We start from the raw sequence: 12,058 nt of genomic DNA on the forward strand, positions 1-12,058 counted from the left end.
CATCCCGATATTCACGGACCCCACCTCTCGCCGGTCAGCGGCCGGCGACCGCCGCGAGCGCCGTGCGGCAGAGCCGGTCGGCGCGGCGGGTGGTCTCGGGGAGCCGGTAGTGGGGCGTCAGGGCGAGGGTGTGGGCGCAGGCGTTGTCGAGGGTGACGCGGTGACCGACCGAGACGTACACCGGCTTCACGCCCTCCTGGGTGCGCAGCGCCCGGCCGACCTCATCGCCGTCGTCGGCGCGGAGCGCGGCGGACTCGCCCCGGCGCGGACCGAGGTCACCGTGCGAGAAGAGGAAGGGATTCTTGGCGACCCCGATGACCGGCAGTCCGGTCAGCACACCGAGGTGGCTGGCGAGTCCGAGGCGGCGGGGGTGCGCGCGGCCGTAGCCGTCGCAGACGACGAGGCCGGGATCGACGGTGAGGGACTCCAGCGCGGCGAGCACGGCCGGGATCTCCCGGAAGGCCAGCAGGCCGGGGACGTACGGGAAGGCGACCCGGCCGATCGCGGTGGCCTCGGCCACGACGTCGAGGGTCCGGGCGTCGAGCACGACGGCCGCGGCGGCGACGACATCGTGCTCGTCGTCATAGGCCACGTCGACGCCCGTCACCCGCCCCGCTCCGGGCGCCGGCCCGGGCTCGTCCAGAACCACCCGGGCCCGCAGCGCGTCCTGGACGGCGCGGGCCGCCGATTCGTCGGCGGGCCAGTCGGCGGGCACTTCGATGATCGTCACACGGGGAGACTAGGTCCTGTCGCCATCGCCGACCCGCACATAGGGTGTGGTGGATCGCGGTCGGCGGCTGGCACTCGGGCCTGTCGTCACCCAGGGAACACCGGACGCTCCGCCCGTTCCGGAGGCCGGATCGCAGAGCCACACATCGTCGCGCCCGGCGGGGGGAGTGCGCGGCCCTTGCAGATTCGAGGTCGGCACCCCGGTGGAGTCCGCAGTGCAGTGCCCTGACATGTCGCGCGGTGCGCGGCTGACCGCGCATGGCGCCGTCTCCACCTCCCTGGCCCTGTGCAGTGATCACGCCCTGCGCGAGCTGGTGGACACGGCCGTCCCGATCGGACACGGCATCGGCGGGAAGTCGGCCCTGCTGGAGGTCGCCGGAACTCCGGTCTTCGTGAAGCGGGTGCCCCTGACCGACCTGGAGAGGCGCCCCGAGCACCTCCGGTCCACGGCGAACCTGTTCGATCTGCCCGTCGTCAGCCATTACGGCGTCGGCGCCATCGGCGGGCCGGGCTTCGGGGCCTGGCGAGAGCTCGCCGTGCACACCATGACGACGAACTGGGTGCTCGCGGCGGAGCACGAGGGCTTCCCGCTGATGTACCACTGGCGGGTACTGCCGGACTCGACTCCCCTGCCCGAAGAGTTGGCCGACGTCGAACGGGCCGTCGCCTACTGGGGCGGCGGATCACAGATGCGCAACCGGATCCGGGGCCTTGAGCAGTCATCGGCGAGCATCGCGCTGTTCCTGGAGTACCTCCCGCAGAACCTGCACCAGTGGCTGGGCACCCGGATCGAAGCGGGCGGCGAGGCCACTGACCTGGCCTGCGCCATGGTGGAGAGGGAACTGGCCTCCGGCATCTCCTTCATGAACGGCCACGGGCTCCTGCACCTCGACACACACTTCGAGAACATCCTGACCGACGGCCGGCGCCTCTACTTCGCGGACTACGGCCTCGCCCTGTCCTCCGGCTTCGCACTGTCTCAGGACGAGGCCGACTTCTTCGACCGGCATCAGATCTACGACCGCGCCTATACCGCCGCGTATCTGGTGAATTGGCTGGTCGCGGCCGTCTACGGGCACCAGTCGGCGGACCGGGAGGCCCGCCACGCGCTGGTGCGCGCCTTCGCGGAGGGCGAGCGCCCCACCGGAATCCCCCAGGGGGCCGCGGCGTTGCTCGCTCGGCACGCACCGGTCGCCGCGGTGGTGTCCGACTTCAACCGCGAGTTCCAGCGCCGGAGCAGGCAGACCCCGTACCCGCTGGAGGAGATTCGCCGGCTCGGTGGGACGTACGACTCCACCACGGACTGACGGACACTGGCCAGCCGCGGCCGGGGGGCCCTGGCCGTGTCGACTGTCAGCGCGGCGTGTTAGCGTCCGCCGATCAGTTGATTGATGGGGGTAGTTTTGCGAAGACTTTTGGGTGCCGGAATCACGGCGGCGCTCCTCGCCACCGGTGGGGTCGTGGGGTCGGGGACGGCCGTGGCGGCCGGGGATCCGACGTTCTCCTTCGATCCGGTCGAGGACAAGGTCCTGATGCCGGGCGAGGGCCGGGTCGAGCTGTCGCCGCCGTCCACCGGGGGGCAGCAGAGCGGCGAGGGGGACGGCACATACGTCTACGCGCTGAGCAAGAAGCCGCTCACGGACGCGAAGTGGTCCAGCGGCGGAGTGCCGGCCGGGCTGAAGGTGAACCCGACGGACGACTGCGGGCCGAAGATCGGCATCGTCGGCGTGTATCTGTGCAAGGTGAAGGGCTGGGGCAGCCCGGGGCCCGAGGTCACGGCGACGAGCAGCGCGGCGAACGGCACGACGGCCTACTACAGCCTCGTCTATGTGCCGCGTGGGTCGAGCGTCGACGCGGGCATCAAGGAGGCGCAGACCGCGGGCTCGAAGGAGATCGGTCCGCGCCGCGCGCACGCGACGGTCACGGCGAAGACCAAGGCACATGTCGCTCAGAACACCATGGCCCTGTCGACCGCGACACTGCCGGCCGGCGGCTCGGTTCGGCACACCGTGCGGCTGCACGCGGTCGACAAGGGGAAGCTTCAGCTCAGCCTGACCGAGGCGCCGGGCTTCCGGGACTGGGACGAGGGAGAGCTGAAGGTCAGGGTCGACGGTGTCGACGCGGCCGGTGCGGCCGGTGCCGAGTGCGGCCACGTGACCGGTGAGATCGGCTACGGCGGCGAGGTCTACTGCGATATCGAGAAGCCCGGCGACTACACCGTCACCTACCTGCTGAAGGCCAGGTCGACGGCGCCCGCGTGGCGGCTGCGGAACACCGCCGTCTACGAGGTGTACAACTACGGCACGGGCAATCCGGAGAAGGCGTCGAACTTCGGGATCAGCAGTTCCATCCCGGTGACCGAGCGCTTCCGGGTGGTGGGCCGCACCGCCGACGGCGACCTGATCGACTACCGGGGCACGGGCAAGGGCTCGAAGCCGCTCACCGAGTTCGGATCGATCGGCTACAGCCTCAACTGGAACCAGTACTCGGCACTGACCCGGCTGGGTCCGGTGACCGTGCAGAGCACCGGTCCGGGCGCGGTGGCCCGGGACAAGAGCGGGGTGCTGTGGTTCTACCGGATGGCCGGTGACGGCGGCATCTACAAGGACCGGCTGAAGGTCGGCGGCGGCTGGAACGCCTTCAACTCGCTGACCGGTGCGTCGGATCTGACCGGCGACAACAAGGCCGACCTGCTGGCCCGGGACACGAGGGGCACGATGTGGCTCTACCCCGGCACGGGTAAGGCCACGGCGCCCTTCGGCACCAGGGTGAAGATCGGCGGTGGCTGGAGCATCTACAACTCGCTGATCGGCGGGACCGATGTGACCGGCGACAACAAGGCCGACCTGCTGGCCCGGGACACGGCGGGCAAGCTGTGGCTCTACCGGGGCACGGGCGTGGCGGCGAAGCCGTTCGACAGGCCGGTGCAGGCCGGCGCCGGCTGGCAGAAGTACAACTCCGTGCTGGCACCGGGCGATCTGAACTCGGACGGCAAGGCGGACCTGGTGGCACGGGACGCCGCCGGTGCCATCTGGTACTACAAGGGCACGGGCGTCTCGGCGAAGTACGCGGCGCCCGTGAAGGTCGCCACGGGCTGGAAGAGGTACAACCTGCTGTTCTAGGACCCGCGCTGTCCCAGAGCCTGCTGTTCTGAACAACTGGCCCTCAGGACACCCGGCCCGACCGGTTCGTGGGCCACGTCCCCTAGCAATACGCGTCCGCCCCGGAGTTCAGTGAACTCCGGGGCGGACGCGTGTCGGCCGGGGACCATGTCATCTTGTTCGCCGCGTCGGTTGCCTCCGTCCCAGCACCAACCCGGCATGATGTTCCTGCATGAGGTGGCCCCCGGCCGCCTCACAGGCATCACCCGTTACGCACAGAACGAGTTGAGGAATACGTGCTCCTGACCTTGAGACGTCGCCTTGCCCTGAGTACCACCGTCCTCGCGGTGGTCGCCGGTGTCGTACCGGCCGCGACCGCCCACGCCGCGCCTTCCGCCCCCACCCCGGTGGTGCGGGCGGCGCAGACCGCGCCCGATATGGAAGGTGTTCTCGCGGCCCTGCGGAAGACCCTCACCACCGGAGCGCCGGGCGCCATGGTCCGGGTCTCCGGTCCCGACGGCGTCCGGACGGAGGCGTTGGGCGTACGGGACAAGGTCACGGGCGCGGCGATGGACCCGCAGGCCCGCTTCCGCATAGGCAGTGTCACCAAGACGTTCTCGGCCGTCGTCCTGCTCCAGTTGGTGGGCGAGGGCCGGGTGAGCCTGGACGCCCCGGTGGTCCAGTACCTGCCTGGTCTGCTGCCCGACGAGCGGATCACCGTGCGTCATCTGCTGACCCACCGGAGCGGGTTGGCGGACTACACCAACGCCATGTTCGCCAACACCGTTCCCGGGTTCGAGGCCGTGCGCAACCGCGTGTTCTCGTACCAGGAGCTGGTGGACCTCTCGCTCGCGGAGCCGAGGACGGGCCAGCCGGGTGTCGCGTACCAGTACTCGAACGCCAACTTCGCCGTGGCCGGAATGCTCATCGAGAAGGTCACCGGACGTCCGGTAGCCAAGGCGTACGAGCGCCGCATCATCAAGCCGCTGCGCCTGCGGAACACCTTCTATGTGCACCCCGGTACGCAGATTCCCGGGCTGCACGTACGGGGCTACCTCCACGAGGACCAGAGCAGCCTCCCGTTGGTCGACTCCACCGAGCAGACGCTCTCCTGGGCCCAGTCGGCCGGCGCGATGATCTCGACCACCGCCGATCTGAACACCTTTATGTCCGGACTGGTCCGGGGCCGGATACTGCGGCCCGCCATGCTGGACGAGATGCTCACCATGACCCCGGTGAACGCCGCGAATACCCGCTTCTACGGACTCGGTCTGCGCCGCTACGACCTGTCCTGCGGCCTCTCGGTCTACGGTCACACCGGCACCGTCCAGGGCTTCTACACCTATGCCTTCGCCACCCGCGACGGCAAGCGCACCCTCTCCGCCCTGGCCAACACCTCGAACCGCGGCTCGGCCAACACCGCGCTCGGCGAGACGCTCGAACCGGCGTTCTGCGGCAAGCCGCCGGTGCCCGCGGCTGGCGCCCTCCGCACGGCGCCCGAGGCGCCCGCGCCCGAGGCGTCACAGCGGGACGAGTACTGACCCATGCCAGGTCCCGGTGATATGACTCGGTGACATGCCCCAGGGACATGCCCCGGGGATACGACCTGGTGACATGACGGCGCCGGGTCCCGTGGCCGCGAGTGCGACCGTGGGGCCCGGCGTCGGGTCGTACGGGGTGGGCTGCGGAAGGCAGCCCGCCCGGCTCATTTCGCGTCGTGGTTGAACTTCGAGGTCGACCAGAAGTAGCCGAGTACCGCGAGACCCACGCACCACCCGGTGGCGAGCCATCCGTTGTGGCCGATCTCGCTGCCGAGCAGCAGTCCACGCAGCGTCTCAATGGCCGGGGTGAACGGCTGGTACTCGGCGATCGGCTGGAACCAGCCGGGCATGGTGTCGACCGGGATGAAGGCGCTGGAGATGAGCGGCAGAACCATCAGCGGCAGCGCGTTGTTGCTTGCCGCCTCGGCGTTCGGGCTGATCAGGCCCATGCCGACCGCGATCCAGGTGAGCGCCAGGGCGACGAGCGTCAACAGCCCCAGGGCCAGCACCCATTCCAGAGCGGTGGTGTCCGTGGCGCGGAAGCCGATCGCCACGCCGACGGCACCGACGAGGACCACGCTCATCACACACTGGAGCACGCTGCCGACGACGTGCCCGACCAGCACCGAACTGCGGTGGATGGCCATGGTGCGGAAGCGGGCGATGATGCCCTCGGTCATATCGTTGGAGACGGAAACCGCGGTCCCGATCGTGGTGCTGCCGATGGTCAGCAGCAGGATGCCCGGGACGATGTAGGCGATGTAGTCGGAACGGTCCGCGCCGCCACCGCCGATGCCGGCACTCATCACATCTCCGAAGATGTAGACGAAGAGCAGCAGCAGGATGACCGGTGAGAGCAGCAGGTTCAGCGTCAGGGACGGGTAGCGCCGTGCGTGCAGGAGGTTGCGGCGCAGCATGGTGTTCGAGTCGCGTACGGCGAGGGCGAGGGCGCTCATCGAAGGTTCTCCTTGGGCTGGTGGGGGACGGCGCCGGTGGTGAGGGCGAAGAACACATCGTCGAGGTCGGGTGTGTGCACGGTCAGTTCGTCCGCCTCGATGCCGGCGGATTTCAACCGGTCGAGGATGGACCGCAGCTCGCGCTGGCTGCCGTCGCTGGGGAGTTGGAGCGCCAGTGCCTCGTCGTCGCGGGTGGTGGCGGGCAGGGCGGAGACGGCGGACCGGTAGGCGGCCGGGTCGGTGAAGCGGAGCCGGACGTGCCCGCCGGGGATGAGTCGTTTCAGCTCGCCGGCGGTGCCTTCGGCGGCGATTTTGCCGTCGTTGAGCACGGCGATGCGGTCGGCGAGTTCATCGGCCTCTTCCAGGTACTGGGTGGTGAGGAAGACGGTCACCCCGTCGGAGACCAGCTCGCGGATGATCTGCCACATGTCGTGGCGGCTGCGGGGGTCGAGGCCGGTGGTGGGCTCGTCGAGGAAGATGATCCGCGGGTTGCCGACCAGGGTCATGGCGAGGTCGAGGCGGCGCTTCATGCCGCCCGAGTAGGTGGAGGCCGGCTTCTTCGCGGCCGCGGTGAGGTCGAACCGGTCCAGGAGTTCGGCGGCGACCCGGCGTCCCTCGCGCTTCGTCAGGTGGTGCAGGTCGGCCATGAGGAGCATGTTCTCCTCGCCGGTGATCAGACCGTCGACGGCGGAGAACTGACCGGTGACGCCGATCGCGGCACGTACCCCGTGCGGTGAAGTGGTGATGTCGTGGCCCGCGACCTGGGCCTGCCCGGCGTCGGCGGTGATGAGGGTGGAGAGGATCTTGACGGCGGTGGTCTTGCCGGCGCCGTTCGGGCCGAGCAGCGCGAAGACGGACCCGGCCGGGATGTTCAGGTCGATGCCGTCGAGGACGGTCTTGTCGCCGTAGGACTTACGCAGTCCGACGGTGGAGACGGCGGCGGGTGACGGGTGACCGTCCCGCCTGGACGTGGGCATGACAGATGAAGGCATGGAGCCCTCCCGTTCGAAGGCTGAAGTGGCTGGGGGGGGAGAGTGGGGCGAGGCAGGCTCTTCCGGGGTCAGACCCTGGCGCGGCGGATGTCGATGTTGCCGTGGCGGGTGCGGGCCCGGACCTTGACGGTGTCCTCGATCTCCTCCGGACCCTCGGAGGCGGCGAGCGTGTTCCGCACCTGGCCGGAGCCCGAGCTGACGTCGAGCCAGGCGGCCGTGCCCTCCCGGACGCCGACCTCGATGGCGCCGTAGGAGGTCTCCAACTGGACGGTTCCGTTGGCCACTTCCGCGACGCGCAGGGTGCCGTGGGCGGTGGTCGCGATCACCGAGCCCTCGGCGCGCGCGATGTCGATATCGCCGTTGGCGCCGCTCACCCGCAGCTCGCCGGTCGCGACTCCGACGGTCGTGGTGCCGTGCGAGTTCTTCAGGACGGCGGGGCCGTCGGCGAGGCCGACGCGCAGACTGCCGGAGCTGGTGGTGATCTCGGCCAGTCCCTCGATCCGGTCCACGGTAATCGAGCCGTGCGACGCGATCAGGTGCAGCGGGCCGGTGGTGTCGAGACGGACATCACCGGACGAGGTCTTCACGCGGACCTCGCCGAGCCGCCCTTCACCGAGCACCTGGGCCCAGGCGCCGGTCACGTTGATGCCCGAGCCCGTGGGCAGTTCGACCGTCACATCGACGGTGCCGGTGGCGCGTCCGACGAGATAGCGCTGCTTGGGCGTCCGCACGGTCAGGACACCGCTTGCGTAGCTGACCTCGGTCTGGTCGACCGCCCGTACGTCCTGATCCTTCTTCGGGTCGCGGGGCCGCACCGCCACGACGGTGTCGCGGCGGTCGCCCGCGGTGAACTGGATGGAACCGGCCTCCACATGCGCCGTGACCGAGATCGCTTCGGGAGTGTCGAAAGAAGGCATGGCTGTCCCGTCCTTATGGGTCCGTGGGCCGTCCCTGCTGGTGGGACGGGTGTGGGTGACGTCGTTCGGGAGTGCGGGTCAGCGCACCCAGCCCGTGAAGTTCTGTCCGATGGTCCGGGTCTTGTCCGTCGCACGCGGCCGGGTACCGCCGTCGACCGCGGCCGACACGGCGCGCACCAGCCATGCGTTGACCGACAGGCCCTCGCGGGTCGCGGCCTCCTCGGCGCGCGCCTTGAGGTGGGCCGGCAGCCGCAGGTTGACGCGGGCGGTGCCACCTTCGTCACCGTCGGCCGGGGCCGGGGCCTTAAGCGGTTCGACGGGCGCGTCCCGCTCCGCGGGGGCACCGCCGTCAGTGGGCGGCAGCGTCACCACGAAGTCGGGGTCGAGCCCGCGCAGCCGTACATCGACCGATCCGGGGGCGAGTTCACGGGTGATCTCGTCCGTCGCGGCGGAGAGCACATTGAGCATGGCCAGCCGGGTCGCCGACTCCAGGGGAGCGGTGAGCCTCGCTGCCAGCTCGCGGGCTTCGTGGCCACCGGCCTCGGCGGCCACCGCGAGTTCGCGGCGGAGGGTTTCGATATACGGCGTGAGGTCCATAGCGCCATCATGGCACCAGAGTGGTGCCATGCGCAAGCCGCACAGCGCCACCCTGGGTCGCGAATATCCAAACAACCCCCCTGACCTGCGAAAACGTGCTGGCACCCAGCCGTACACCCATGGCGCCACAGGAGCTCATGCGCCACGCCTGGCACCACGTGGCGCCACATAGCGCCATGCGGTGCCACGCTGCGCCATCCCGCGCCATCCCGCGCCATGGCATGGCACCCGGCGCCACCGGGTGCCATGCCATGGATGCCGCACAGGCGGGAGAGCCCATCCCATCCGTTCCCACCCGGGGGCTGCGGTGCCGTTCTCGGCGCCCCCGCCCAGGGGTTATCAGGCTCCCGGGCTGAGCCGGGTCCCCTCGGCGGGGTGCCGTAGCCTGGCGCGCATGTTCGTACTGGAGTTGACCTACACCGCCCCCGTGGAGCGCGCCGACGCCTTGATGGAAGCGCATCTGGCCTGGCTGGACGGCTGGTACGACGCGGGGGTGTTCATCGCGTCGGGGCGGAAGAACCCGCGGGACGGCGGGGTGATCCTGGCCGTGGGGGACGACCGCGCGCGGATCGAGGAGATCGCGGCGGCCGACCCCTTCACGGTCGGTGGTGTCTGCGCCTACCGGATCACGGAGTTCATCGCGACCCGGACCGTACCCGCGCTGGCGCCCTTCCGTCAGCCACCGCTCGGGTAGTCGCCGCCCGGAATCCCCGACCGGCTCCCCCGGAGTTCCAGCCGCGCGACCCGGCCCTTCTCGCCCGAGGCCCAGCAGCCGAAGTCGGGCGCGCAGTCGACGGTGTCGTACGAGCCGGTGTCGACGGTCCGCCAGTGCCGGCCGCCGTCGACCGTCAGGTCGGTGCCGGTCGGCCCCACCGCGAGCGCGGCGACCCGACTGTGCGGCAGCCACGTCACCCCGGACCGGTAGGCGGGCGGTGGTGTCGCCGACTGCTGCCAGGTACGGCCGCCGTCCTTGCTGACCGCCCCGGCGCGCGGGGACTGCTGATCGCCCCGGTAGTCGCCGCCGACGGCGATCCCGTGCCGCCGGTCCCGGAAGGCGAGCGCGAAGACACCGCGGGCGGGGTCCCCGGCCGGGAGGGTGGACTCGGCGGCGGTCCAGTTCAGTCCGCGGTCGGCGGAGTGCAGGACGCGCGCGGTTGCGCCGCCGCCGGTCGCCAACCAGACGTCCCGGGGGCCGGAGCTGACCAGACACTGGCCGCTGGCCGCGAAGCCCGCCTCGCCCGGCTGCGCGGCGGGCATTCCGGCGCTCGGGAGCACCCGCCAGGACTTTCCGGCGTCACGGGTGGAGAGGATGCGGTACTTGCCGTCCACCGGATCGCTCATGGCGAGCCCGTTGCGGCTGTCGAAGAAGGTGATGCAGTCGTAGAACGCCCGCGGGTCGGTGTTGCGGAACGACTCGGTCCAACTGATCCCGCCGTCCGTGGTGCGCAGGATCCGGGATGCCTCTCCCTCTCCGATGGCCAGCACCACCGCGCGGCGGCCGTCGAACGCCTCGATATCGCGGAACTCCAGCCCTTCCGCCCCCGGCGGGGACACATTCCGCCAGCTCCGACCGCCGTCGGCGGTGCGGAGCACGGTGCCCCGGGAGCCCGCCACCCAGGCGGTCGCCCGGTTGACGGCCGCGAGGCCCCGGAACCGTACCTCCGCACCGGTCTCCTTGAGGCTCCACCGCGGCCCGTCGCCGGCCACAGCCGTGGGCGCGGCCTGGGCCGGCGCCATGAGCGCCGCGGCCACCGCCGCAGCGCACAGTCCCACCGAAACCGTCTGTCTCGTCTTCCCCATGGACGTCATGGCGCTGGAAGCTAGCCCACACGCCGGAACCCCGTCCAGAGCGTGGGTGCTTGGGTTCTGTCGGGGCCCGCGTCGAACCCCGGCCCGGAGGAAACCGCGGGCGGTGACACATGTCACCCACCCCCGGAATGCACTCGACCGGGCCGTTCGCCGTCTCTCCCGGTATCAGGGAGGCGTCCGGAACGGCACGAAGGAGCAGGACTTGTCCATCGTCATCGAGCAGGCCGTACAGGCCAGGATGGTCGCCTCGGCGCCCCGGATGGAGTCGGTCCCGGCGACGCTCCGCTACGACCGCGATGACCCTTTCGCCGTACGGATGCACTTCCCGGCCCCCGCGACGCTGGAGGGCACGGACATCTCCTGGGCCTTCGGGCGCGATCTGCTGGCGGCGGGTGTCGACGAGCCGGCCGGGGTGGGCGACGTCCGGGTCCGGCCGTACGGCTTCGACCGTACGGTGATGGAGTTCCACGCCCCGGAGGGTGTCGCCGTGGTGCACGTCCGCACCACTGAGCTACGGCGTTTCCTCCAGCGCGCGCAGGGGGTCGTCCCCTGGGGCCGGGAGCATCTCTTCCTCGACCTCGACCAGCATCTGACGGAGCTGCTGCGCGACGCCCGCTGAGCGGGGGCGCGGCGGGCGGGTGTACGGGGCGGTCCCCCGGCTCGGCCGCGGGTGAGCCGGGGGACCGCCGGGGGGTCAGTTCCCGTTCGCCGAGATCGCCGCCGAGGTCGTGACCGCCACGATCACCGCGATCCGTACCTCCTCGATCACCTTCTTCAGCGCGGGCGCCGTGGCACCGCTGCGGTCCGTCAGCGCCACCAGCCGGTCCTTGTACTGCTTGCGCTCCTTGCCGCTGACGAAGGTGCGCACCTCGGCGCCCGCCGCGAGGGCGACGACGGCGGCGTCCAGCTCGGAGATCTCGCCCGGGGAGGTCGTCCCGGTCAGGATCTCGCGCGCGTCCGACCGCAGCGCCTTGACGACATCGGGCCTGGCCAGCGCGTACTTCTTGCGGGAGAACAGACCACTGCCGATCTCCAGATGACCGGAGCCGGCGAGCTGGTCGCGCACATCGTCCAGCGTCACCGTCGACCGGTGGGTGACCCAGCTCTTCCACTTGCGCGGCTTGGACTCCTCGACCAGCTCCAGCACCCGGTCGAGCACCGGATCACCGGTGCGGGTGTCACTGCCGGACCGCGCCAATCCGTCCTCGTCGACGAGCAGCCCGCGCTGGGCGAGTTCGGTGAGCGCCCCGGCCCGGACGAGGTAGTTCGGATGGGACGTGCCGTTGGCCTTCGACTTGTCCGTGTCCCAGGTCAGGAGATAGAGCCGGGCGGCCAGCGAAAGCGATCCATCGGTCATGTCGTGCTGCTCCCTGTGTCTGCTGCGCAGGTGATGCCCGTTAATTCGTTGACAGTGCC

12 protein-coding genes are annotated in these 12,058 nt (G+C 70.5%); 5 read left to right on the forward strand and 7 right to left on the reverse strand.

Annotation, left to right across the window (positions count from 1 at the left end):
- Positions 1-34 precede the first annotated feature (34 nt).
- Positions 35-730, reverse strand: a complete 696-nt coding sequence (locus ACH4S7_RS14960) for an endonuclease V (RefSeq protein ID WP_398521572.1) — start codon at positions 728-730, stop codon at positions 35-37.
- A gap of 229 nt (positions 731-959) precedes the next feature.
- On the opposite strand from ACH4S7_RS14960, the gene ACH4S7_RS14965 reads away from it, so the two are divergent.
- The 3 genes from ACH4S7_RS14965 to ACH4S7_RS14975 all read left to right on the forward strand — a co-directional run bounded on the left by ACH4S7_RS14965 (position 960) and on the right by ACH4S7_RS14975 (position 5,371).
- The gene (locus tag ACH4S7_RS14965; RefSeq protein WP_398521573.1) at positions 960-2,036 is read left to right on the forward strand and encodes a protein kinase family protein; all 1,077 of its coding nucleotides are present in this window, start codon (positions 960-962) and stop codon (positions 2,034-2,036) included.
- Positions 2,037-2,132: 96 nt separating this feature from the next.
- Positions 2,133-3,851, forward strand: coding sequence for an FG-GAP repeat domain-containing protein (locus ACH4S7_RS14970; protein ID WP_398521574.1), 1,719 nt, complete (start codon positions 2,133-2,135; stop codon positions 3,849-3,851).
- 287 nt (positions 3,852-4,138) lie between these two features.
- Positions 4,139-5,371, forward strand: a complete 1,233-nt coding sequence (locus ACH4S7_RS14975) for a serine hydrolase domain-containing protein (protein ID WP_398521575.1) — start codon at positions 4,139-4,141, stop codon at positions 5,369-5,371.
- A 164-nt stretch (positions 5,372-5,535) separates the two neighbouring features.
- Here ACH4S7_RS14975 and ACH4S7_RS14980 read toward each other — a convergent pair whose 3' ends face one another.
- The 4 genes from ACH4S7_RS14980 to ACH4S7_RS14995 form a co-directional block, all read right to left on the reverse strand.
- A complete protein-coding gene (locus ACH4S7_RS14980; RefSeq protein WP_398521576.1) occupies positions 5,536-6,327 on the reverse strand; it encodes an ABC transporter permease in 792 nt (263 codons plus the stop codon).
- Entirely contained in the window at positions 6,324-7,304 is a 981-nt protein-coding gene (locus tag ACH4S7_RS14985) for an ATP-binding cassette domain-containing protein (protein ID WP_398521577.1), read from the reverse strand. Before ACH4S7_RS14985 ends, ACH4S7_RS14980 begins: the two co-directional genes overlap by 4 nt.
- 83 nt (positions 7,305-7,387) lie before the next feature.
- Entirely contained in the window at positions 7,388-8,236 is an 849-nt protein-coding gene (locus ACH4S7_RS14990; protein WP_398521578.1) for a DUF4097 family beta strand repeat-containing protein, read from the reverse strand.
- Positions 8,237-8,314: 78 nt separating this feature from the next.
- Positions 8,315-8,833, reverse strand: a complete 519-nt coding sequence (locus ACH4S7_RS14995) for a toxin-antitoxin system HicB family antitoxin (RefSeq protein ID WP_398521579.1) — start codon at positions 8,831-8,833, stop codon at positions 8,315-8,317.
- A gap of 394 nt (positions 8,834-9,227) precedes the next feature.
- On the opposite strand from ACH4S7_RS14995, the gene ACH4S7_RS15000 reads away from it, so the two are divergent.
- Positions 9,228-9,527 carry a YciI family protein gene (locus ACH4S7_RS15000; protein WP_398521580.1) on the forward strand — a complete coding sequence of 100 codons (300 nt, stop codon included), beginning with the start codon at positions 9,228-9,230 and terminating at the stop codon, positions 9,525-9,527.
- Here the strand turns inward: ACH4S7_RS15000 and ACH4S7_RS15005 are convergent.
- Positions 9,509-10,642, reverse strand: a complete 1,134-nt coding sequence (locus ACH4S7_RS15005) for a WD40/YVTN/BNR-like repeat-containing protein (protein WP_398521581.1) — start codon at positions 10,640-10,642, stop codon at positions 9,509-9,511. The two genes, ACH4S7_RS15000 and ACH4S7_RS15005, sit on opposite strands and share 19 nt — an antisense overlap.
- Before the next feature lie 202 nt (positions 10,643-10,844).
- Between ACH4S7_RS15005 and ACH4S7_RS15010 the strand changes: the two genes are divergently transcribed.
- Entirely contained in the window at positions 10,845-11,261 is a 417-nt protein-coding gene (locus ACH4S7_RS15010; protein WP_398521582.1) for an SsgA family sporulation/cell division regulator, read from the forward strand.
- A gap of 75 nt (positions 11,262-11,336) precedes the next feature.
- Here the strand turns inward: ACH4S7_RS15010 and ACH4S7_RS15015 are convergent, their stop codons facing one another.
- Entirely contained in the window at positions 11,337-11,999 is a 663-nt protein-coding gene (locus tag ACH4S7_RS15015) for a GPP34 family phosphoprotein (RefSeq protein ID WP_398521583.1), read from the reverse strand.
- Positions 12,000-12,058 lie beyond the last annotated feature (59 nt).

This window comes from Streptomyces sp. NPDC020965, assembly GCF_044333555.1.
Classification (GTDB): domain Bacteria; phylum Actinomycetota; class Actinomycetes; order Streptomycetales; family Streptomycetaceae; genus Streptomyces.